Origin of the sequence: Streptomyces sp. BK79, assembly GCF_044142145.1 — a bacterium.
Taxonomy (GTDB): domain Bacteria; phylum Actinomycetota; class Actinomycetes; order Streptomycetales; family Streptomycetaceae; genus Streptomyces.
In genome coordinates, this window is the sequence record NZ_JBHVOC010000017.1 from 96,654 (window position 1) to 118,358 (window position 21,705).

The following is a 21,705-nucleotide window of genomic DNA, read 5'->3' on the forward strand; positions in this document are numbered from 1 at the left end:
GCAAGGTCGAGTTTCGGCCACCCATCACCACGGCTGTACCCCCGATCGGCCCGATCGGGGGTACAGCCGTTTCTGCTGCCGAACACCGGTCTCCGTCACCGCTGGGACGCGCAACTTCCCACGTTAGAGGCGTGGTTGAAGGGGTACACGAGTCCCGGAGGCACGGTCGGCGGGTGTGTCCACAAGGCCGTTCGAGGCGGCAGTTGCCCCCTGCGCAGGCGACAACTCGCCCCAGATGGCACAATCTGTGCATGGACCACGACGGCCAACTCCAGCTCTATACGGCGGTCGCGGTCCGGCTCAAGGAAGCGCACACAAGAGTGCGCGCACTGCAAGTCCCGGAGGGCGTACGGATGGCGCTGACCCGGAAGCTGCTGGTCATTACGGCCGCGGCCAAACACGATCTCGCCGGTGCGGCAAGGCGCCTGGAGCGGTTCATCGCGGACCTCGACGAGGGGCGATTCCCCGACGAGGACGGCTGAACAGGCCGGGACGGCCCGAGTCCGTTGCGGCACAAGGGTGATTAGCCCGTTTCGTGTTTGATTTGCGGTATATATCTGCCTAACGTGCGAAAAAGCTTGAACACATTCGTTCTGGCGATGTCTCCGAAGGGGAAGACGTGAACAAGGCGCAGCTCGTAGAAGCGATTGCCGACAAGCTGGGCGGTCGGCAGCAGGCCGCCGACGCCGTAGACGCTGTCCTGGACGCCCTGGTCCGCGCGGTGGTCGCGGGCGACCGGGTCTCGGTCACCGGGTTCGGTTCCTTCGAGAAGGTCGACCGTCCGGCCCGCTACGCCCGCAACCCCCAGACGGGCGAGCGGGTTCGGGTCAAGAAGACCTCCGTGCCCCGCTTCCGTGCGGGCCAGGGCTTCAAGGACCTGGTGAGCGGCTCGAAGAAGCTCCCGAAGAACGACATCGCGGTCAAGAAGGCCCCCAAGGGCAGCCTGTCCGGCCCGGCGCCCACCATCTCCAAGGCCGCGGGCAAGAAGGCCGCCGCCAAGAAGGCCACCGGCGCCGCGAAGAAGGCCACGGGCGCGGCCAAGAAGACCACCGCGGCGACGAAGAAGGCCACCGCGAAGAAGACCACCGGGGCGGCGAAGACGGCGACGGCCAAGAAGGCGCCCGCCAAGAAGTCCACCGCCAAGACCACGGCGGCGGCGAAGAAGACCACGGCCCAGAAGGCCCCCGCGAAGAAGGCGACGGCGAAGAAGGCTCCGGCCAAGAAGTCGACCGCCCGCAAGACCACCGCCAAGAAGGCCACCGCCCGCAAGAAGTAGCACGAACTCGCAGGCGAACGGGCACAGGGGCACTCACGCGCCGGGCCGGACTCCCTCTCGGAGTCCGGCCCGCGGCGTGTCCGGGGCCCGTCGGCGACCGGGCAGGGTCGGTCACCGGGCAGGGCCGGTGACCCGGCAGGGACTCGGCGGTACGCGCGGGTCAGAAGGTGTGCAGCGTCACCAGCGTGACCCGGCGGTCCGCGCCCGTGCCCTCGGTCTCGATCCGCACCCGCTGTCCGGGCCGCAGCAGCCGCAGGCCCCCCGCGTCGAACGCCGCCGCGTCGAAGGGCACGGGCGTGCCGTCGTCGAGCAGCACCTGCCCGCTGCGGCTTTCGGGGTCGTAGGTGTACGCGGTCGCCTGCATGGCAGGCAGCCTACTGCCCGGCGATCAGCAGCCGCGCCGCGACCGCGGCCGTCCGGGGCCCCACCCCCAGCGCCAGCGCGGCGCGCAGATCGCCGCCGGTGTCGACGTCCTGCCGTACCGAATCCACCGCGTCGAGGCGCAGTTCCATCGCCCCGGAGGCGTGGTGGCGGGCGCGGGAATCGGTGCCGAAAGCGGGGGCCAATGCACGGTCCGGCGCCGCGGCCAGCAAAGTCGTACCGATTCCGGCCGCGTCCGCGAGAAAAGCGCGCGGGAATTGCGCGGCGGCCGCCAGAACCCGCGTCAATTCGGCCGGCCGCAGTGCCGGGAGGTCGGCGTTGAGTGCGGCGACCCACGTTCCGGGACGCGCGGCCCGTACCGATGCCGCCCCGTGGGCCAGCGCGGCGTTCAGACCGCCGCCCGGCTCGTCCCGGACGATTCCGGCGCCCAGTTCCGCCAGCTCGCGGCCCGCCCGGGGGTCCGCCGTGACGACTGCCACATCCGCCACCGCCGGGCAGGCCAGCGCGGCCGCCACGGTGTCGAGTGCGAACGCCAGCGCGAGGCCCGGCCGCACCCCGTCGTCGGCGGTGTCCGCCAGCCTGCTCTTGGCCCGGGTGAGGGGCTTCACGGGTACGACCAAGGTCCACTGCACGAGCGTTCCGTCCTTCTCTCGTCGCCGTCATTGTCACCTGGGAGATCTGGAGGTTCACTCGCCGGGGCGTACGGTGTTCTCGACAGACGGGCGGCCCGGGGCGACACTTGTCCGGCCCCAGGCCCTGGAGGAAAGGTGTCAGCGTGCCCCGCCGCAGAATCGGCTTCTGGTACCGCTTCGCCGCGGTGCTCTGCAAACCTCCGCTGGTGCTTCTGATCAAGCGGGACTGGCGGGGAATGGAGAACATTCCGGCCGACGGTGGATTTATCACCGCCGTGAACCACAATTCGCACGTCGACCCCTTCGCATACGCGCACTACCAGTACAACACCGGCCGGGTCCCGCGATTCCTGGCGAAGAGCGCCCTTTTCAAGAAAGGATTCGTCGGTGCCGCGATGCGGGGCACCGGACAGATCCCCGTCTACCGCGAGAGCACGGACGCGCTCAGCGCCTTCCGCGCCGCGATCGACGCCGTGGAGCGCGGCGAGTGCGTCGCCTTCTACCCCGAGGGCACCCTCACCCGCGACCCGGACGGCTGGCCGATGACCGCCAAGACCGGTGCCGCACGCGTGGCGCTGCAGACCCGGTGCCCGGTCATCCCGGTCGCCCAGTGGGGCTGCAACGAACTGCTGCCGCCGTACTCCAAGAGGCCGCACATCCTCCCGCGCAAGACCCACCGCGTGCTGGCGGGCCCGCCGGTTGACCTGTCGGGGTTCTACGACAAGGAGATGACCACGGACCTGCTGAAGGAGGCCACCGAGGTCATCATGGCCGCCGTCACCCGCCAGCTGGAGGAGATCCGCGGCGAGAAGGCGCCCGAGACGCCCTACGACCCGCGCCGCGAGCGGCTCGAGCAGCGGCTCCGGACCCAGGCCCAGACCGGGCAGGACCGGTCGCGCCAGGCACAGGGCCGGCAGGACCGGCGAGAACGGCGGGACGAGCACGTCCAGCAGACCCAACAGGCGCAGCAGGCAGAAGGGCAGAGCACGTGAGCGAGCCCGTCAAGGCGGCCGTCTTCGGAACCGGATCGTGGGGCACGGCCTTCGGCATGGTCCTCGCCGACGCGGGGTGCGACGTCACCCTGTGGGGGCGCCGGGCCGAACTCGCCGACGCCGTCAACTCCACCCGGACCAACCCGGACTACCTGCCCGGCGTCGAACTCCCCGCGGGCCTGCGCGCCACCACCGACGCCGCCGAGGCCGCGCGGGACGCCGACTTCACCGTCCTCGCGGTCCCGTCCCAGACCCTGCGCGCCAACCTCGCCGACTGGACCCCGCTGCTGGCGCCGGGCACGGTGCTGGTGTCGCTGATGAAGGGCGTCGAACTCGGCTCCGCGATGCGGATGAGCGAGGTGATCGAGGACGTCGCCAAGGTCGGTCCGGAACGCATCGCCGTGGTCACCGGACCCAACCTGGCCCGGGAGATCGCCGCCCGCATGCCGGCCGCCGCCGTGGTCGCCTGCCCCGACGAGTCGGTGGCCCGGCGCCTGCAGACCGCCTGCCACACGCCGTACTTCCGCCCGTACACCAACACCGACGTCGTCGGCTGCGAGCTGGGCGGCGCCGTGAAGAACGTGATCGGGCTGGCCGTCGGCATCGCGGACGGCATGGGCCTCGGCGACAACGCCAAGGGCTCCCTCATCACCCGCGGCCTCGCCGAGACCACGCGCCTCGGAGTCGCCCTCGGCGCCGACCCGCTGACCTTCTCGGGCCTGGCCGGTCTCGGCGACCTCGTGGCGACCTGCTCCTCGCCGCTCTCCCGCAACCACACCTTCGGCACCAACCTCGGCAAGGGCATGACCCTCCAGGAGACCATCGCGGTCACCAAGCAGACCGCCGAGGGCGTCAAGTCCTGCGAGTCGGTGCTCGACCTGGCCCGTCGGCACGGTGTCGACATGCCGCTGACCGAGACGGTCGTCGCCATCGTGCACGAGGGCAAGTCCCCGGTCGTCGCGGTCAAGGAGCTGATGTCGCGCAGCGCGAAGCCCGAACGACGCTGAGCGACGCCCGTACGGCACCGAACCGGAACATCGGCCTCACCCGCGCCACGCGGCCCCGCCGACGCTGTCTCGGGGCACCGCGGGCGGGTACGCTCAACGCGATATGAGCACCGAGAACCTCCCCCAGAGCCCCGAGCAGAGCCCGGAGCAGCCGCCTCGCAAGCCGCGTGTGGCCGTCGTGTTCGGCGGGCGCAGCTCCGAACACGGGATCTCCGTGGTCACCGCCGGCGCCGTCCTCGCGGCCATCGACCGGACCAAGTACGACGTCCTGCCGATCGGCATCACCCGGGACGGCCGCTGGGCCCTCACCGCCGACGAACCGGAACGCATGGCGATCACCGAACGCCGTACGCCGGACGTCGAGGAGCTGGCCGAGTCGACCGAGGGCGGCGTGGTCCTGCCCGTGGACCCGTCGAACCGCGAGGTCGTCTACAGCGAACCCGGCTCGGTGCCCAAGGCGCTGGGCGAGGTCGACGTCGTCTTCCCCGTGCTGCACGGCCCGTACGGCGAGGACGGCACCCTCCAGGGCCTGCTGGAGCTGTCCGGCGTGCCCTACGTCGGCTCGGGCGTGCTCGCCTCGGCCGTCGGCCAGGACAAGGAGTACATGAAGGCCGTGTTCGCCTCCTACGGGCTGAAGGTCGGCCCGTACGTGGTGATCCGGCCGCGCGAGTGGGAGCAGGACCGTTCCGGCGCCCGCGCGAAGATCGTCGACTTCGCCGGCGAGCACGGCTGGCCGCTGTTCGTGAAGCCCGCGCGCGCGGGTTCCTCGATCGGCATCACCAAGGTCGACGACCTCTCCGGACTCGACGAGGCGATCGACGAGGCCCGGCGCCACGACCCGAAGATCCTCGTCGAGGCGACCCTGCGCGGGCGGGAGATCGAGTGCGGGGTGCTGGAGTTCGAGGACGGGCCCCGGGCCTCCGTGCCCGCCGAGATCCCGCCGCCTTCGGAGCACGCGTACTACGACTTCGAGGCCAAGTACATCGACTCCACGCCCGGTGTCGTCCCCGCCCCGCTCACGGCCGAGGAGACCGCCGAGGTCCAGCGGCTCGCGGTGGCGGCCTTCGACGCGGCGTCCTGCGAGGGGCTGGTGCGCGCGGACTTCTTCCTCACCGAGGACGACGAGTTCGTGATCAACGAGATCAACACCATGCCGGGCTTCACGCCGATCTCGATGTACCCGCAGATGTGGCAGGCCAGTGGTGTCGCCTACCCGGAGCTGGTGGACCGGCTGGTCCAGGCGGCTCTGCGGCGCTCCACCGGACTGCGCTGACGCCCGAAGCACTCCGCGCGCATGCCGAGAAGGCGGTCCCCCGACGGGGACCGCCTTCTCGGCATGCGCGCGGGCCGGTGGGCGCCGGTCCCGTCCTCGGCGGGTCGCCGTACGGCGCGGCGCAGTATGATCAGCGGGTTTCCCCGGCCCGCCGCCCGCCGTCGGCAGCGCGTTGTCCGGGTTCCGGCACAGCTTGGTGACCACGTGCCGGGCCGGGAACCGCCGCCGCTTCGCTGTCGTCTGCCGAGGAGCAGCCCGCGGCGGTGATCACCAGGGCGTGAGCGAGGGCGGGGAGGTGGCTAGAGATGAACGACCGGACAGGTCAGAGTACGGGTGATGCCGTCCACTTGCTGGACCTTGGCGACCACCATGCGACCGAGTTCGTCGACGGTGTCGGACTGGGCGCGCACGATGACGTCATAGGGTCCTGTCACGTCCTCGGCCTGGATCACTCCAGGGATCTTGCTGATCGTCTCGGCGACGGTCGACGCCTTGCCGACCTCCGTCTGGATCAGGATGTACGCCTGTACCACGGAACCTCCAGAGCGGCCACGAGGATCATGTGGGGAAAAGGAACGCCACGGTATCGCGTCGCCGCTCCTCGCGGGGAGACCCGCGGGGCACGGGCCGTACGCGCCGTGGGGCCGGAACACACGAGTCGACGAGCACGCCGGCGAGTGGCGACGGTCATTTAGACCGTAACGAGGACAGAGATGACGCGCGACCGGGCACGGACAGGGACAGAAGGGGAGCCAAGGCAATGAAGGGCACTGTTGGTGAGCTCGGGGAGTTCGGGCTCATCAGGGAGCTCACCTCCCGTCTCACCACCACCCCGGCGGTCCGGGTCGGCCCCGGCGACGACGCCGCGGTGGTCGCCGCGCCCGACCGCAGGGTCGTGGCCAGCACCGACATCCTCGTCGAGGGGCGGCACTTCCGCCGGGACTGGTCCACCGCGTACGACGTGGGCCGCAAGGCGGCGGCGCAGAACCTCGCCGACATCGCCGCGATGGGCGCCGTGCCGACCGCACTGCTGCTCGGCCTGGTCGTACCCGCCGAACTGCCGGTGGCCTGGCCGACCGAGCTGATGGACGGGCTGCGCGACGAGTGCCAGGTCGCGGGCGCCTCCGTGGTCGGCGGCGACGTGGTGCGCGGCGACACGATCACCGTCTCCATCACCGCGCTCGGCGACCTGCGCAACCAGGAGCCCGTCACGCGAGGCGGCGCCCAGCCCGGCGACCTCGTCGCGGTGACCGGCTGGCTCGGCTGGTCCGCGGCCGGCTTCGCCGTGCTGTCCCGGGGCTTCCGCTCGCCGCGCGCCTTCGTCGAGGCCCACCGCCGCCCGGAACCGCCGTACCACGCGGGCCCGGCCGCCGCGGGCCTCGGCGCCACCGCGATGTGCGACGTGAGCGACGGACTGATCGCCGACCTCGGCCACATCGCGGAGGCCAGCAAGGTCAGGATCGACGTCCGCTCGGGTCAGATCGACATTCCGTCCCAGATGAACGACATCGGCCAGGCCGTCGGCGTCGACCCCATGCAGTGGGTGCTCACCGGGGGCGAGGACCACGCCATCGTGGCCACCTTCCCGCCGGACGTGAAGCTGCCCGCCCGCTGGAAGGTCATCGGCGAGGTCCTCAACCCCTCCGCGCTGCCCCAGGTCACCGTCGACGGGGCGCCCTGGACCAGCAAGGGCGGCTGGGACCACTTCGGGGACGTGGAGTCATGAGGCTTCCCCTGGTCCTCACCGTGGCCGGCTCCGACTCCGGCGGCGGCGCCGGCATCCAGGCCGACCTGAAGACGATGCTCGCCCTCGGCACGCACGGCATGAGCGTGCTCACCGCGGTGACCGCGCAGAACTCCCTCGGTGTGCAGGGCGCCTGGGAGCTGCCCGTGGCGGCGGTGCGCGCCCAGTACCGCAGCGTCGTGGACGACATCGGCGTGCAGGCGGTCAAGACCGGGATGCTCGCCTCCGCGGAACTGGTCGAGGCGGTGGCCGAGTTGATCGCGGGCACGGACGCCCCGGCCGTCGTCGACCCGGTCGGCGTCTCCAAGCACGGGGACGCGCTGCTCGCCGCCTCCGCGCTGGACTCCGTACGCACCAAGCTGCTGCCGGTCGCGACCGTCGCCACGCCCAACCTCGACGAGGTCGCGCAACTGACCGGCGTCCGCGTCGAGTCCGACACCGATCTGCGCCGGGCCGCGGCGGCCGTGCTGGAGTACGGGCCGCGCTGGGCGCTGATCAAGGGCGGTCACCTGGCCGGGGACGCCGTCGACCTGCTCACCGACGGCTCCGAGGAGCACTGGCTGCGCGCCCCGCGCCTCGACAACCGGCACACGCACGGCACCGGCTGCACCCTCGCGTCGGCCGTCGCCTGCGGGCTGGCGAAGGGGTGGTCGGTGCCCGAGGCGGTCGCCGCGGCCAAGACCTACGTCACCGGGGCGATCCAGGCCGGATTCGCGCTCGGCGACGGGATCGGGCCGGTGGACCACGGCTGGGCGCTCAGGCGGGACACTCCCTGACCTCGATGCCGGCGGCCGGGCCGACGGCGCCGGCGGCGCCCGCGGCGCCCGGGGGAGGGGCCGGGCGCGGGAGGGTTTCCGGTACAGCAAAAAGCCGGTCCACCCACGGTGGACCGGCTTCGGCTTCGTACAGCGGACCAGGCAGTGGCCGCGCGCTCAGCTGACGCGTCAGCGCGAGACCTTGCCGGCCTTGATGCACGAGGTGCAAGCGTTCACGCGCTTCGGCGTCCCGCTCACCACAGTACGCACGCGCTGGATGTTCGGGTTCCAGCGACGGGACGTACGGCGGTGCGAGTGCGAGATGTTGTTGCCGAAGCCCGGCCCCTTGCCGCAGACGTCGCAGTTGGCAGCCACGGGTCACTCCAAAGACTTCAGATGCACTTACGGTTGATCCCGGCATGCCGGGACAAGGTCTCGGACCGAGAACGGTCCGGGATCTGAGTGGCGGTGCCAGGGGGATGGCCCGATCAGGATCGGGCAACCGGAGCAGCATACAACGGCTGCTCCCGTACAACGAAACTACCATGGCTGCCGGGGACCCCGCCCGGGCCCGCTTCCGGCGGGCCCCCTTCCAAGGTCTACGCTGCCTGCCACGTCCAGCAGCTCAGGGAGGCGCAGGTGGCGCAGGTGCCGCAGAGGTTCTTCGACGCTCTGGCGGTGCGTACCTGGTGCGGTCTGTCGCTGCGCGCGCTGGGACGGGCGCGCGAGGAGATCGACGCGATCAACGTCTATCCGGTCGCGGACGGGGACACGGGCACGAACCTGTACCTGACCGTCGAGTCGGCCGTCGCCGCCGTGGAGGCGGTGTTCGCGGCCCACGCGGTGGACGCGGTGGATGAGACCCACCCGGTGGATGAGGCGCGTGAGGTGGACGCGGTGGCGGGGGTGGGTGCCGGGCGTTCCGGGGAGGTGTCCGGGCCCTCGCTGGCGGACGCCGTCGGCGCGATGGCGCACGGCGCGCTGATCGGCGCCCGGGGCAACTCCGGCACGATCCTCGCCCAGCTGCTGCGCGGCATGGCCCAGGTGCTCACCGCCCGGGGTGAGCACGCTCACACCGACGGCCCGGGACTGCGGCTGGCGCTGCGGCACGCGGCGGAGTCCGCCCGGCAGGCCGTGGCCCACCCGGTCGAGGGCACCGTCCTGACCGTCGCCGCGGCCGCCGCCGACGCCGCCGACGCAGCGGAGGGCGGTTGCGCGGAGGTGGCCCGCGCGGCCTACGAGGGCGCCCGGGAGGCGCTCGCCGCGACCCCGGGGCAGCTGCCCGTCCTGGAGCGCGCCGGAGTCGTCGACGCCGGCGGGCGCGGCCTCGTGACGCTCCTCGCGACCCTGGTGGAGACCTTCACCGGCCGGGCGCCGGAGCCGGGCGCGGCCTCCTTCCCGCACGCGCGCGCGGAGCACGGCACCGAGGGCCATGGCACCGAGGGCCACGGCACCGGGGACCACGGCACCGGGGACCACGCGGGGGAGTGCGCCGTCGAGGAGGACGGCGGGGACGGCCCCGCATTCGAGGTGATCTACCTCCTGGAGGCCGAGGACGCGGCCGTGACGCGGCTGCGCGGTCGGCTCGACGCGCTGGGCGACTCGCTCGTCGTGGTCGGCGGCGACGGACTGTGGCACGTCCACGTGCACGTCGACGACGCGGGCGCCGCCGTGGAGGCGGGCGTCGAGGCCGGGCGGCCGTACCGGATCCGGATCACCCACTTCGGGCACGGCGACGCGCACACCACCGGCGCCGGGCGCCCACCCCGGGAGCGCGCCCAGCGCGCCGTCGTGGCCGTCGTGCCGGGAGAGGGCCTGGCCGGGCTGTACCGCGAGGCCGGCGCGACCCCCGTCCTCGCGCGCCCCGGGGAGCCGCCCGCGAGCGGCGAGCTGGTCCAGGCGGTACGCCGGGCCCACGCGCGCGAGGTCGTCCTGCTGCCCAACGACGCCGAACTGCGCCACACCGCCGCCGCGGCCGCCGAACAGGCCCGCGCCGAAGGCATCCGGGTCGCCCTGATCCCGACCCGTTCCGCGGTCCAGGGCATCGCCGCGCTCGCCGTGCACGAGCCCGAGCGGCGCTTCGACGAGGACGTGGTGGCGATGACCTCCGCGGCCGGCGCCACCCGCCACGCCGAGATCACCGTCGCCGAACGCCGGTCCTGGACCACGGCCGGCATCTGCCAGGCCGGTGACGTGCTCGGCCTCATCGACGGCGACGTGGCCGTGATCGGCACGGACGTCCCGTCGATCGCCGCCACCGTCCTCGACCGCATGCTCGCGTCCGGCGGCGAGCTGGTCACCCTCGTCCTCGGCGACGACGCCCCCGAGACCCTCGCCGCCCACCTGGAGGCCCGGGTGCGCGCGGCCTACCTCGCCGTCGACACGGTGGTCTACCGGGGTGGCCGGCAGGGCGCGCTGCTGCTGGTCGGCGTGGAGTAGCGCGGCGCTCCCGGTGTTTCCCGGGAGGCGCGGGGCCATTGTCAGTGGCGTGGTGTGCAATGGATCTCGTGCCCGCACTGCGAGAACCCCTGAAGAAAGTGCTCGGCCCCGCCACCGCGAAGGTGATGGCCGAGCACCTAGGCCTGCACACCGTCGGCGACCTCCTCCACCACTACCCCCGCAGATACGAGGAGCGCGGCCAGCTCACCCACCTCGCCGACCTGCCCATGGACGAGCACGTCACGGTGGTGGCCCAGGTCGCCGACGCCCGCCTGCACACCTTCGCCTCGTCGAAGGCGCCGCGCGGCAAGGGGCAGCGACTGGAAGTCACCATCACGGACGGCAGCGGCCGCCTCCAGCTGGTCTTCTTCGGCAACGGCGTGCACAAACCCCACAAGGAACTCCTGCCGGGCACCCGCGCGATGTTCTCGGGCAAGGTGTCGGTCTTCAACCGCCGACTGCAACTGGCCCATCCGGCCTACGAGTTGCTGCGCGGCGGTGACGACGACGGGGCCGACAGTGTCGAGTCCTGGGCGGGCGCCCTCATCCCCCTCTACCCCGCCACCGCCAAGCTGGAGTCCTGGAAGATCGGCAAGGCGATCCAGACGGTGCTGCCCAGCGCGCAGGAGGCCGTCGACCCGCTCCCCGACTCCCTGCGCGAGGGCCGGGGCCTGGTCTCCCTCCCCGAGGCCCTCCTGAAGATCCACCGCCCGCACACCAAGGCGGACGTCGAGGACGCCCGCGCCCGGCTGAAGTGGGACGAGGCGTTCGTCCTCCAGGTCGCCCTCGCCCGCCGCCGCCACGCCGAGACCCAACTCCCCGCCGTCCCCAGGAAACCGAGCCCGGACGGCCTGCTCGCCGCCTTCGACGACCGCCTCCCCTTCACCCTCACCGACGGCCAGCGGAAGGTGTCCCGGGAGATCTTCGACGACCTCGCCACGGACCACCCGATGCACCGGCTCCTCCAGGGGGAGGTCGGCAGCGGCAAGACACTGGTGGCCCTGCGCGCCATGCTCGCCGTCGTCGACGCGGGCGGGCAGGCCGTGATGCTCGCGCCCACCGAGGTGCTCGCCCAGCAGCACCACCGGTCGATCGTCGAGATGATGGGGGAGCTGGCCGAGGGCGGCATGCTGGGCGGTGCCGAGCACGCCACCAAGGTGGCGTTGCTCACCGGCTCGATGGGCGCCGCCGCCCGCCGCCACGCCCTGCTCGACCTGGCCACCGGCGAGGCCGGCATCGCCATCGGCACCCACGCGCTGATCGAGGACAAGGTCCAGTTCCACGACCTCGGCCTGGTCGTCGTCGACGAACAGCACCGCTTCGGCGTCGAACAGCGCGACGCCCTGCGCGGCAAGGGCAAGCAGCCGCCGCACCTGCTCGTCATGACCGCCACACCGATCCCGCGCACCGTCGCCATGACCGTCTTCGGCGACCTGGAGACCTCCGTCCTGGACCAGCTCCCGGCCGGGCGGTCCCCGATCGCCAGCCATGTCGTCCCCGCCGCCGACAAGCCGCACTTCCTCGCCCGGGCCTGGGAGCGGGTCCGCGAGGAGGTGTCCGCCGGCCACCAGGCGTACGTCGTCTGCCCGCGCATCGGCGACGAGGAGGACGCCCCGAAGAAGGACACCTCGAAGAAGGGTGCCGAGCAGCCTCCCGGCGGGGACGCCGACAAGCGGCCCCCGCTGGCCGTCCTGGAGGTCGCCGAGCAGCTGGCGAAGGGGCCGCTCCAGGGGCTCGGGGTCGAGGTCCTGCACGGCCGTATGCAGCCCGACGACAAGGACGCGGTCATGCGCCGCTTCACCGCGGGGGAGACCGACGTCCTGGTCGCCACGACCGTCATCGAGGTCGGCGTCAACGTCCCGAACGCCACCGCGATGGTGATCATGGACGCCGACCGCTTCGGCGTCTCCCAGCTCCACCAGCTGCGCGGCCGCGTCGGCCGGGGTTCGGCCCCCGGCCTGTGCCTGCTGGTCAGCGAGATGCCCGAGGCGAGCCCGGCCCGCCAGCGCCTGGCCGCCGTCGCCGGCACCCTCGACGGCTTCGAGCTGTCCCGCATCGACCTCGAACAGCGCCGCGAGGGCGACGTCCTCGGCCAGGCCCAGTCCGGCGCCCGCACCTCCCTGCGGGTCCTCGCGGTGATCGAGGACGAGGAGATCATCGCCGAGGCACGACAGGAGGCGGCCGCGGTGGTGGCCGCCGACCCGGAGCTGACCGGCCTGCCCGGCCTGCGGACGGCCCTGGACTCCCTCCTGGACGAGGAGCGGGAGCAGTACCTGGAGAAGGGCTGAGCGCCTCGCACCCGCCGCTCCGCACGAGGCACCCCGCACACCCGCCTGCCAGACTGAGACGAACACACCCCACACCCAAGGACCCAAGATGACCCGCGTGATCGCCGGCAAAGCCGGCGGACGCCGCCTGGCCGTCCCGCAGGGGAGCGGCACCCGCCCCACCTCCGACCGCGCGCGCGAGGGCCTGTTCTCGACCTGGCAGTCCCTGCTCGGCGGCCCGCTGGACGGCGAGCGGGTCATCGACCTGTACGCCGGTTCCGGCGCCGTCGGCCTGGAGGCGCTGTCCCGGGGCGCCGGGCACGTCCTGCTCGTCGAGGCCGACGCCCGGGCCGTCCGCACCGTCCGGGAGAACGTCAAGGCGCTCGGCCTGCCCGGCGCCGAGGTCCGGGCGGGCAAAGCGGAACAGATCATCCGCACCCCGGCACCGGCCGAGCCGTACGACATCGTCTTCCTGGACCCGCCGTACGCCGTCTCGGACGACGATCTCCGCGAGATCCTGCTCACACTCCGTACGGAGGGGTGGCTCGCCGGGGAAGCGCTCGTCACCGTGGAGCGCAGCACCAGGGGTGGCGCATTCCGCTGGCCGGACGGCTTCGAAGCGATCCGGGCCCGTCGCTACGGCGAGGGAACGTTTTGGTACGGTCACGCCGCCGCTACGTGCGAAGACGCACGATGACCGGACCGGAGAGCGAGGGAACTCTAGTGCGCCGCGCCGTCTGTCCCGGGTCGTTCGACCCGATCACCAACGGACATCTCGACATCATCGCCCGTGCCTCCAGCCTCTACGACGAGGTCTTCGTCGCGGTGATGATCAACCAGGCCAAGAAGGGCCTGTTCGAGATCGAGGAGCGGATCGACCTCATCCGCCAGGTCACCGCCGAGTACGGGAACGTGCGCGTGGAGTCCTTCCACGGCCTCCTCGTCGACTTCTGCAAGCAGCGCGAGATCCCGGCCATCGTCAAGGGTCTGCGCGCGGTCAGCGACTTCGACTACGAGCTGCAGATGGCCCAGATGAACAACGGCCTCTCGGGCGTGGAGACCCTCTTCATCCCCACCAACCCGACCTACAGCTTCCTGTCGTCCTCCCTGGTCAAGGAGGTCGCCACCTGGGGCGGCGACGTCTCCCACCTGGTGCCGCCGCTGGTCCTCGAAGCCCTCTCCGGGCGCCTGAAGAAGGACTGACACCGCCGCCGTACAGCTGCCGGAGACTGACAAACCGTCACCCGGTGTCCCCCGGGCGCCACAGGGTCGTACAGTCGTCCCGTCCGTCTCCAACACAGCTGTAGAGAGTGGCGAGCACACGGTGGACGTGCAGAAGAAGCTCGACGAGATCACCGCGATGGTCTCCGGCGCCCGCGCCATGCCCATGTCGGCCTCGTGCGTGGTCAACCGCGCCGAGCTGCTCTCGATGCTGGAGGACCTGCGCGCCGAGCTGCCCGGCTCCCTCGCCCAGGCCCAGGAACTGATCGGCGACCGGGAGCAGATGGTCGCGCAGGCCCGCCAGGAGGCCGACCGGATCATCGAGAGCGCCCACGCCGAACGCGGTTCCCTGATCGCCGACACCGAGGTCGCCCGCCGCTCCCAGGCCGAGGCCGACCGGATCCTCGCCGAGGCCCGCCAGGAGGCCGAGGAGATCCGCGCCGAGGCCGACGACTACGTCGACTCCAAGCTCGCCAACTTCGAGGTCGTCCTCACCAAGACCCTCGGCTCCGTCGGCCGGGGCCGCGAGAAGCTGCTCGGCACCGGACCCGGCCTCGACGAGAACGGCTACGAGGACGAGGACGCCCCCGAGCGCAGCCACGACCCCGAGACCCTGCGCCGCGACGCCGACAGCTACGTCGACACCAAGCTCGGCGCCTTCGAGGCGGTGCTGGCCAAGACCCTGGAGGCGGTCGGCCGGGGTCGGCAGAAACTGCACGGCCGGATCGCCACCGACGACCTCGGCGCCCTCGCCGACGACGCCACCACCGTCCAGCACTCCAGCGACGCCGACTACCTCGCCGGTCTCGCGGACCTCTCGGACGCCCCCGCCGGGCAGCCCCGGCAGCGTGAGTACGGCGAGCCCCAGCCGGCGGCGGCACAGGTGCCGGCGCAGGCCGTGCCGGAGATGCCGGCCCAGGAGCCGGCGTACGGCTACGCCCAGCAGCAGCCCGACCCGTACGCGGGCTATCCGCAGACGTACGGGAGCGGTCAGGACCCGTACGGCTACCCGCAGCAGACGGCGGACCCGTACGCGTACCAGGGCTACGACGCCCAGCAGCAGGCGTACGGCGCCCAGGACGGCTACGCCCAGCCCCAGCCGCCGCAGCAGCCCCCGCAGCCGCAGCAGCCGCCGCAGGTCCAGCCGCAGGCCCTCGACGAGACCAGCCTCTTCGACACCAGCATGATCAGCGCGGAGCAGCTGAGGGCGTACGAACAGGGCCGCGGCCTCTAGACCGGACGCCCCGGCCCCCGCCCGGCCCCCGTCCCGGTCCGGATTGGGACGAGAGCGAATGGTCCAGTATCCTGGCTCTTCGGTCGCGTGTACGTCCGCGATCGCCGCTGCCCGGGAACACCGAAGGGCGGCACCCCAAACCACGAAAGACCGAAAGCAGGAATGGTTCTGAACGCGCGCCTCGACCACCGCGACCCCCTCGTGTTCGACACGCACGAGCTGGGACGGCGGCCCGGTGCGCTGCAGCGCCTGACCCGCACGGTCGACGCTCCCAAGGACTTCGGTGTCCAGGGCGTCATCGGAGTGCCGGAAGGCGCCCCGGTGGAACTCGATCTCCGGCTCGAGTCCGTCATGGAAGGGGTGCTCGTCACAGGCACCGCCCGTGCCAAGGCCCAGGGCGAGTGCGTAAGGTGTCTGGAGCCGCTCGAGCAGGAGCTCGTGGCGGACTTCCAGGAGTTGTTCTCGTACCCTGACGCCGACGACCGGGGCCGCGCCAGCGCGGAACCGGGCGACGACGCCGAGGAAGACGAGGACGGGTTCTTCGTCGAGGACGGCCTGATCGGCCTCGAACCCGTGCTGCGCGACGCGGTGGTGCTCGCACTGCCGATGCAGCCGGTGTGCCAGGAAGACTGTCCGGGTCTGTGCTCCGAGTGCGGAGTGCGCCTGGCGGACGACCCGGACCACCACCACGACGCCGTCGACATCCGTTGGGCGGCTTTGCAGGGACTCGCCGGTTCACTCGGAGACGGCGAGAAGGACGAGATGAGCGGCGCCGAACCTGGCGTCGACGAGAAGCAGGAGAAGTAGCCGTGGCTGTTCCGAAGCGGAAGATGTCGCGCAGCAACACGCGCCACCGCCGGTCGCAGTGGAAGGCTGCGGTCCCCACCCTGGTTGCGTGCGAGCGCTGCCACGAGCCCAAGCAGCAGCACATCGCGTGCCCGTCTTGCGGCACTTACAACAAGCGCCAGGTCCTCGAGGTCTGAGCGGCTGGTGAGAGGCACTGTGTCAGTCCCCAAGAAGGCGGATGACGCCGCCAAGGCGGACCCACCCGCCAAGAAGAAGGCGGACACCAACCAGGCCTCGTCCCACACGCTTCTGGAAGGGCGGCTCGGCTATCAGCTCGAGTCCGCCCTTCTGGTGCGTGCACTGACCCACCGTTCCTACGCGTACGAGAACGGCGGCCTGCCGACGAACGAGCGGCTGGAGTTCCTCGGGGACTCCGTCCTCGGCCTCGTCGTCACGGACACGCTGTACCGCACCCACCCCGACCTGCCCGAAGGCCAGCTGGCCAAGTTGCGGGCCGCGGTGGTCAACTCACGTGCGCTGGCTCAGGTGGGCCGCGGGCTCGACCTCGGCTCCTTCATCCGGCTCGGCCGCGGTGAAGAGGGCACGGGCGGCCGGGACAAGGCGTCCATCCTCGCCGACACCCTCGAAGCGGTGATCGGCGCTGTCTATCTCGACCAGGGCCTCGACGCGGCCTCCGAACTGGTGCACCGCCTGTTCGACCCGCTGATCGAGAAGTCCTCCAACCTCGGTGCCGGCCTGGACTGGAAGACCAGCCTCCAGGAACTCACCGCGACCGAAGGGCTCGGCGTCCCCGAGTACCTGGTCACGGAGACCGGCCCGGACCACGAGAAGACCTTCACTGCTGCCGCCCGCGTCGGAGGCGTCTCGTACGGCACCGGCACCGGCCGCAGCAAGAAGGAGGCGGAGCAGCAGGCCGCGGAATCCGCGTGGCGGTCCATCCGGGCCGCGGCGGACGAGCGCGCCAGGACCGAGGCGGCCCCGTCGGCCGCCGACGTCGTCGCCGAGTCGAACGCCGACGCCCCGTCGGCCTCCGCCTGACCGGCAGCACAGCAGCAAGCACACCCGAACGCCCGCCTCGCTCCAGGGGCGGGCGTTCGGCTCGTCCACCGGCCCACCCGAGGGGATGCCATGCCCGAGTTGCCCGAGGTCGAGGTCGTCCGGCGCGGCCTGGAGCGCTGGGTCGCCCACCGCACCGTCGCCGACGCCGAGGTCCTGCACCCACGCGCGGTACGCCGGCACATCGCCGGCCCCGACGACTTCGCCCGCCGCCTCGAGGGCCACCGCGTCGGCACGCCCAGCCGCCGCGGCAAGTACCTGTGGCTGCCCCTGGAGGACACCGGCCAGGCGGTCCTGGCGCACCTCGGCATGAGCGGACAACTGCTGGTCCAGCCGCACGAGGCACCCGCCGAGAAGCACCTGCGCATCCGCGTCCGCTTCGCCGACACCCTCGGCACCGAACTCCGCTTCGTCGACCAGCGCACCTTCGGCGGCCTCTCCCTGCACGAGACCAGCCCCGACGGCCTGCCCGACGTCATCGCGCACATCGCCCGCGACCCCCTCGACCCGCTCTTCGACGACGAGGCATTCCACCTCGCCCTGCGCCGCAAGCGCACCACCGTCAAACGGGCCCTGCTCGACCAGTCCCTGATCAGCGGCGTCGGCAACATCTACGCGGACGAGGCCCTGTGGCGCTCCCGCCTGCACTACGAACGCCCCACGGCGACGCTCACCCGCCCCCGCGCCGCCGAACTCCTCGCCCACGTGCGCGACGTGATGAACGCCGCCCTCGCCGTCGGCGGCACCAGCTTCGACAGCCTCTACGTCAACGTCAACGGCGAGTCCGGCTACTTCGACCGCTCGCTCGACGCGTACGGGCGCGAGGGCCTGCCCTGCCGCCGCTGCGCCACACCGATGCGCCGCCGGCCGTGGATGAACCGCTCCAGCTACTTCTGCCCGAAGTGCCAGCGCGCGCCGAGGATCACGCCGTAGGCATCCGCTGCGCGTCGTACCGCTCCCGGGACGCCAGGACCTCGTCCATCCGCCCCTCCAGGCACTGGATGAGCGCGATCAGCCGCCCGGCCACCTCACGCCCGAGAGCCGTCAGCTCGTAGTCCACGCGCGGCGGATTCGTGAGCTGCGCCTCACGGCGCACCAGACCGTCGCGCTCCAGCGCGTGCAGGGTCTGGGCCAGCATCTTCTCGCTGACGCCGTCGACCCGGCGCCGCAGCTCGTTGAAGCGGAACGTCCCGTCGTACAGCGCGCCGAGCGTCAGCGCGCCCCAGCGCCCCGTGACGTGCTCCAGGGTGCCGCGCGAGGGACAGGCCCGGGAGAACACGTCGTACGGAAGGTCCTGCTCCTCCGTGCGCTCCTGCGTGGTCGACATAGGACCAGCGTACGTGAGCACAGCGCGGTGCCGCAGGGTGCGCTGAGCGGGGGACAGGGCTCCGTAGGTGCGGTCGGCGGCCGGAACTGGGCAGGCGCATCACCATTCCTGGGACGGCGTCCGACACAGACGCCGCCGCCTGCGGCGGGGCGCGGTCCGGATGCCGGTGGAGCGCGGTCGTGCCACGCTGGGAAAGGCCGCCCCCGCTTCGAGCGTCCAGCCGGCCGGCGGCACCGCCCCCCTGAGGAGTCCGCCATGTCACGTGACGCCGTCCCACCGACAGCGGCCGGAGCAGGCCCGCGGCCCGGGCACGCACCCGTGTCGGGTACGACCGTCCTCGCCGCCGCCCTGATGATCTTCGGGGGCGCGATGGCGATCTTCGAAGGAATCGCCGCCATCGCGGAGGACGACCTGTTCGTCGCGACGCGCCACTACGTGTTCGAGTTCAGTCTGGCGGGCTGGGGCTGGGTGCACCTGATCACGGGAATCGCCATCGTCGTCGCCGGGTGTGCCGTGCTCAGCGGAGCGCTCTGGGCCCGCTTCTTCGGCGTGTTCGTGGCGGGACTCGGCGCGCTCGCCAACTTCCTGTGGGTGCCGTACTACCCCCTCTGGGCCCTGACGCTGGTCGCCGTCAATCTCTTCATCGTCTGGGCTCTGTGCACGGGCATGCACAGAGAGGGCAACGCCGCACGGCAGGTATGACGAGGCGGGCCCGACGAACCGGGCAGCGCACCTTTGTGACCTGCGGTTGTCTGTCTCAGTAGCCGAAGTTCTGCGTCCACCAGGGGCCGCCGGTCCCGAAGTGGACTCCGACGCCCAGCGTTTGGAAGTCGCAGTTCAGGATGTTGGCGCGGTGGCCGGGGCTGTCCATCCAGGCGTCCATCACGGCCTGGGCGTCGGCCTGGCCGCGGGCTATGTTCTCGCCGCCGAGGTTGCCTATCCCGGCGGCCTCGGCCCGGTCCCAGGGAGTGGCGCCGCTGGGGTCGGTGTGGTCGAAGAAGCCCTGTTCCGCCATGGCCCGGCTGAAGTCCTCGGCCAGTTCGCGCAGCGCGCTGTTGGCGGCCACCGGGCTGCAGCCCACCTTGGCGCGCTCGTCGTTGACGAGCTTGAGCACCTGGGCCTGGGCGACGGCCTGCTCGGACGCTCCGGCGGGCGTGCTGGGCGCGCTGGGCGCGCTGGGCCGCTGGGGTTCCTCGGTGGCCGTGCGCGGCGGCGTGGGCTTCGGCTTCGCGCCGGGAGTCCGCTCGGGCTTCTTCGTCTTCGACGGCGTCCCGGCCGGGGCGGCGGGCTTCGACTCCGGTGCCGACGGCTTCGAGGAGCCGGCCGAATCCGACGGCGTGGACGAGGAGGGGGCCGAGGGTGAAGGGGGCGCGGAGCCGGAGGAGGACTCCGACGGGGAGGAGGACCGGTCGGTGCCCCGGCTCGCGGCCGCGTCGCCGCCGGTCTCGACGCTGCCGGAGGTGCCGCCCTGCGCGGAGGGGGTGCCGGTCGGGACGTCCTGGGCCTGCACCCGGTCGCCCCCGCCGCTGCCGCCGCCGATCCGGTAGTTGTCGAGGCCGGGCACCGCGCCCGTCGCCACCGCCACCGTGCCGATGGCGACCGCCGCCGAGACCCCGAGCAGGCCCGTGCGGACCGGGGTGACGCCCCTCTTCCTGCGGCGACGGCCGGTGCCCTCGCGCCGGGGGCCGTCGTCGGGGGTGAACCCGTCGCTGGGGAAGGGGACCGTGCGGCCCGCCCGCGGGCGCCCGTCGTGCGCGTCGGGTCCGTCACCGTCCGGGGCACCCGGGTCGTCGGGTGCGAACAGGTAGGCGTCGCTCTTCGCCCGGACCTCGGCGTACGCCTCCGGGTTCAGGTAGGGCGCGATCCCCATCGTGGGGCGCTCACCCGGCGCCGGTCCGGTGCCGCGTCCCACGGTGCCGTCCGTCGGGCGGTCCTGCGCCGCGCGGCCCGTGGCGGCGCGGCCGGCGGCGGAGCGTCGGTGGCGTCCCATGTTCTGGCCTTCCTCGTCCTCGCGGTCCTCGCGGTCCTCGCGCCGGACGTGTCCTCGCGGTCGACGTGTCCTCAAGATCAGCACGGAACCCACACGAACGGGTGAGTTTCAGGTGCGATTCATTGGGTGGGGACGGTACCGCATGGCGCAAGAGGGTGAAGTGTCCGGCGAGACATTGACTGGTTAGGTTGCAGTCATGAGTGAGGATGTACGGCTGGTCGCGTGGGTGCGCGGACAGGTCCAGGGCGTGGGTTTCCGCTGGTTCACGCGGGCCAGGGCGCTGGAGCTCGGCGGGATGAGTGGTTTTGCTCTCAATTTGGCCGACGGGCGCGTCCAGGTGGTCGCGGAGGGCCCGCGAGAGCGCTGCGAGGGGCTGCTCGACTGGCTGCGCGGCGACGACACGCCCGGACGCGTGGACGGCGTCACCGAGATCTGGGACACACCCCGCGGCGGCTACGAGGGCTTCGCCATCCGCTGACGCCGGGTCGCGCGGGAGCCGTCCGGAGCCTCGGAGGGGCGTCCGTGCGAGGGTGCCCGGAGCGAAAACGGGCAGGTGGTTGCCAAGAACGGCGTCTCGTGGCAGGCTCCGCACGCAGAAAGATCACCACGCCCCGCGGGGCCCGCAGGAGTCGCAGCGTCGCCGTTCGCCGGCCGCGAGCCCCCGGGCGCCCGCCAATACGGGGCGTGATCGTGTTGACCGTCAAACTTTTTGGTGAGACGCTGAAAGCCCCGCGCACCTTAGCTGTTTGGCATGGTTGAACGGCAGTAAAAACTCCAAAGTGCCAAGCACCGCGGGTGCGAATCCCTCACGACCCACACCGCTTCGGTCGGTCACTCATTGTGGAGGACCATCCATCATGGCAAAGGCGCTTCTCGGTTACGTCGGCGGCTCCGACCCGCGACTCCTCGCCGAGATGCGACGGCTCCAGCAGCGCGTCCAGGACCTGGAATCCGAGCTCGGACGGATCCAGGCGGAGAACGACGCGCTGGCGGCTGCCGCTTCTCACGACAGGATCATGGAGAGCATGGAGAGCGTTGACGCACACCAGGCGGAGCCTGCGCTCACCTGATCACTGCATCGCTCCACTACGGCACAGCAGTGGTCGGGCCCGCCCGTACAACCGCTCAGGTGTCAGAGTCTGCAAGGGACGCTTCGGCGTCCCTTCTTTCTTCGCGCCCCCGTTCCAGCAGCTCCGCGGCGTCCCGACAGCTCCGCGGCTCGGCGCCTGGGCCTTCCGGGCCCCCATTCCCAGCCCCGCGCATCCTTTCACCCTCTTCAACGTCTGATGTGCCCTGCGCGTTCA

The 21,705-nt window shown here is 72.0% G+C and carries 24 protein-coding genes and 1 pseudogene; 19 read left to right on the top strand and 6 right to left on the bottom strand.

Annotated elements, in window-relative coordinates; translation table 11 throughout:
• The first annotated feature begins 251 nt into the window (after positions 1-251).
• The gene (locus ACFIF2_RS22120) at positions 252-482 is read left to right on the top strand and encodes a hypothetical protein (protein WP_395574933.1); all 231 of its coding nucleotides are present in this window, start codon (positions 252-254) and stop codon (positions 480-482) included.
• A 137-nt stretch (positions 483-619) separates the two neighbouring features.
• A complete protein-coding gene (locus ACFIF2_RS22125) occupies positions 620-1,276 on the top strand; it encodes an HU family DNA-binding protein (RefSeq protein WP_395574934.1) in 657 nt (218 codons plus the stop codon).
• Between the two features lie 160 nt (positions 1,277-1,436).
• Here the strand turns inward: ACFIF2_RS22125 and ACFIF2_RS22130 are convergent, their stop codons facing one another.
• Both ACFIF2_RS22130 and cofC read right to left on the bottom strand, forming a co-directional pair.
• A complete protein-coding gene (locus ACFIF2_RS22130; RefSeq protein ID WP_395574935.1) occupies positions 1,437-1,640 on the bottom strand; it encodes a hypothetical protein in 204 nt (67 codons plus the stop codon).
• Positions 1,641-1,650: 10 nt separating this feature from the next.
• Complete coding sequence (gene cofC, locus ACFIF2_RS22135; RefSeq protein ID WP_395574936.1) at positions 1,651-2,289, bottom strand: 2-phospho-L-lactate guanylyltransferase; 639 nt, start codon at positions 2,287-2,289, stop codon at positions 1,651-1,653.
• 143 nt (positions 2,290-2,432) lie between these two features.
• On the opposite strand from cofC, the gene ACFIF2_RS22140 reads away from it, so the two are divergent.
• The 3 genes from ACFIF2_RS22140 (at position 2,433) to ACFIF2_RS22150 (ending at position 5,561) form a co-directional block, all read left to right on the top strand.
• Complete coding sequence (locus ACFIF2_RS22140; protein ID WP_395574937.1) at positions 2,433-3,281, top strand: lysophospholipid acyltransferase family protein; 849 nt, start codon at positions 2,433-2,435, stop codon at positions 3,279-3,281.
• Entirely contained in the window at positions 3,278-4,288 is a 1,011-nt protein-coding gene (locus ACFIF2_RS22145) for an NAD(P)H-dependent glycerol-3-phosphate dehydrogenase (RefSeq protein WP_395574938.1), read from the top strand. The genes ACFIF2_RS22140 and ACFIF2_RS22145 overlap by 4 nt, the downstream gene beginning before the upstream one ends.
• Positions 4,289-4,391: 103 nt before the next feature.
• Entirely contained in the window at positions 4,392-5,561 is a 1,170-nt protein-coding gene (locus ACFIF2_RS22150) for a D-alanine--D-alanine ligase family protein (protein WP_395574939.1), read from the top strand.
• 299 nt (positions 5,562-5,860) lie between these two features.
• Here the strand turns inward: ACFIF2_RS22150 and ACFIF2_RS22155 are convergent, their stop codons facing one another.
• Positions 5,861-6,094, bottom strand: a complete 234-nt coding sequence (locus ACFIF2_RS22155; protein WP_019328745.1) for an Lrp/AsnC family transcriptional regulator — start codon at positions 6,092-6,094, stop codon at positions 5,861-5,863.
• Between the two features lie 227 nt (positions 6,095-6,321).
• On the opposite strand from ACFIF2_RS22155, the gene ACFIF2_RS22160 reads away from it, so the two are divergent.
• Together ACFIF2_RS22160 and thiD are read left to right on the top strand one after the other, a co-directional pair.
• Positions 6,322-7,287 carry a thiamine-phosphate kinase gene (locus tag ACFIF2_RS22160; protein ID WP_395574940.1) on the top strand — a complete coding sequence of 322 codons (966 nt, stop codon included), beginning with the start codon at positions 6,322-6,324 and terminating at the stop codon, positions 7,285-7,287.
• Complete coding sequence (gene thiD / locus ACFIF2_RS22165) at positions 7,284-8,081, top strand: bifunctional hydroxymethylpyrimidine kinase/phosphomethylpyrimidine kinase (protein WP_395574941.1); 798 nt, start codon at positions 7,284-7,286, stop codon at positions 8,079-8,081. Before ACFIF2_RS22160 ends, thiD begins: the two co-directional genes overlap by 4 nt.
• 168 nt (positions 8,082-8,249) lie before the next feature.
• Here thiD and rpmB read toward each other — a convergent pair whose 3' ends face one another.
• The gene (rpmB, locus tag ACFIF2_RS22170) at positions 8,250-8,435 is read right to left on the bottom strand and encodes a 50S ribosomal protein L28 (RefSeq protein WP_003973430.1); all 186 of its coding nucleotides are present in this window, start codon (positions 8,433-8,435) and stop codon (positions 8,250-8,252) included.
• Between the two features lie 264 nt (positions 8,436-8,699).
• Between rpmB and ACFIF2_RS22175 the strand changes: the two genes are divergently transcribed.
• The 9 genes and pseudogenes from ACFIF2_RS22175 to mutM all read left to right on the top strand — a co-directional run bounded on the left by ACFIF2_RS22175 (position 8,700) and on the right by mutM (position 18,017).
• The gene (locus ACFIF2_RS22175; RefSeq protein WP_395574942.1) at positions 8,700-10,499 is read left to right on the top strand and encodes a DAK2 domain-containing protein; all 1,800 of its coding nucleotides are present in this window, start codon (positions 8,700-8,702) and stop codon (positions 10,497-10,499) included.
• Between the two features lie 59 nt (positions 10,500-10,558).
• Positions 10,559-12,787, top strand: coding sequence for an ATP-dependent DNA helicase RecG (gene recG / locus ACFIF2_RS22180; protein WP_395574943.1), 2,229 nt, complete (start codon positions 10,559-10,561; stop codon positions 12,785-12,787).
• A gap of 79 nt (positions 12,788-12,866) precedes the next feature.
• Positions 12,867-13,463, top strand: a pseudogene (gene rsmD, locus ACFIF2_RS22185) (16S rRNA (guanine(966)-N(2))-methyltransferase RsmD); the annotation flags it as partial.
• Positions 13,464-13,489: 26 nt separating this feature from the next.
• A complete protein-coding gene (coaD, locus tag ACFIF2_RS22190) occupies positions 13,490-13,969 on the top strand; it encodes a pantetheine-phosphate adenylyltransferase (RefSeq protein ID WP_395575020.1) in 480 nt (159 codons plus the stop codon).
• A 121-nt stretch (positions 13,970-14,090) separates the two neighbouring features.
• Positions 14,091-15,221, top strand: a complete 1,131-nt coding sequence (locus ACFIF2_RS22195) for a cell division initiation protein (RefSeq protein WP_395574944.1) — start codon at positions 14,091-14,093, stop codon at positions 15,219-15,221.
• 162 nt (positions 15,222-15,383) lie between these two features.
• Positions 15,384-16,028 carry a YceD family protein gene (locus ACFIF2_RS22200; RefSeq protein WP_395575021.1) on the top strand — a complete coding sequence of 215 codons (645 nt, stop codon included), beginning with the start codon at positions 15,384-15,386 and terminating at the stop codon, positions 16,026-16,028.
• A 2-nt stretch (positions 16,029-16,030) separates the two neighbouring features.
• Positions 16,031-16,204, top strand: coding sequence for a 50S ribosomal protein L32 (gene rpmF / locus ACFIF2_RS22205; RefSeq protein ID WP_003951102.1), 174 nt, complete (start codon positions 16,031-16,033; stop codon positions 16,202-16,204).
• A gap of 7 nt (positions 16,205-16,211) precedes the next feature.
• The gene (gene rnc / locus ACFIF2_RS22210; protein WP_395574945.1) at positions 16,212-17,066 is read left to right on the top strand and encodes a ribonuclease III; all 855 of its coding nucleotides are present in this window, start codon (positions 16,212-16,214) and stop codon (positions 17,064-17,066) included.
• 90 nt (positions 17,067-17,156) lie between these two features.
• Positions 17,157-18,017, top strand: coding sequence for a bifunctional DNA-formamidopyrimidine glycosylase/DNA-(apurinic or apyrimidinic site) lyase (mutM, locus tag ACFIF2_RS22215; protein ID WP_395574946.1), 861 nt, complete (start codon positions 17,157-17,159; stop codon positions 18,015-18,017).
• On the opposite strand, the gene ACFIF2_RS22220 is transcribed toward mutM, so the two are convergent.
• Positions 18,007-18,411 (bottom strand): winged helix-turn-helix transcriptional regulator, encoded by a 405-nt coding sequence (locus tag ACFIF2_RS22220; protein ID WP_395574947.1) that lies wholly within the window; start codon positions 18,409-18,411, stop codon positions 18,007-18,009. The genes mutM and ACFIF2_RS22220 overlap by 11 nt on opposite strands.
• Before the next feature lie 255 nt (positions 18,412-18,666).
• On the opposite strand from ACFIF2_RS22220, the gene ACFIF2_RS22225 reads away from it, so the two are divergent.
• Complete coding sequence (locus tag ACFIF2_RS22225) at positions 18,667-19,113, top strand: hypothetical protein (protein WP_395574948.1); 447 nt, start codon at positions 18,667-18,669, stop codon at positions 19,111-19,113.
• A 55-nt stretch (positions 19,114-19,168) separates the two neighbouring features.
• On the opposite strand, the gene ACFIF2_RS22230 is transcribed toward ACFIF2_RS22225, so the two are convergent.
• The gene (locus ACFIF2_RS22230) at positions 19,169-20,401 is read right to left on the bottom strand and encodes a CAP domain-containing protein (RefSeq protein ID WP_395575022.1); all 1,233 of its coding nucleotides are present in this window, start codon (positions 20,399-20,401) and stop codon (positions 19,169-19,171) included.
• A 196-nt stretch (positions 20,402-20,597) separates the two neighbouring features.
• Between ACFIF2_RS22230 and ACFIF2_RS22235 the strand changes: the two genes are divergently transcribed.
• Both ACFIF2_RS22235 and ACFIF2_RS22240 read left to right on the top strand, forming a co-directional pair.
• The gene (locus tag ACFIF2_RS22235) at positions 20,598-20,879 is read left to right on the top strand and encodes an acylphosphatase (protein WP_053137648.1); all 282 of its coding nucleotides are present in this window, start codon (positions 20,598-20,600) and stop codon (positions 20,877-20,879) included.
• 379 nt (positions 20,880-21,258) lie between these two features.
• Positions 21,259-21,471 (top strand): hypothetical protein, encoded by a 213-nt coding sequence (locus tag ACFIF2_RS22240; RefSeq protein WP_003973418.1) that lies wholly within the window; start codon positions 21,259-21,261, stop codon positions 21,469-21,471.
• Positions 21,472-21,705 lie beyond the last annotated feature (234 nt).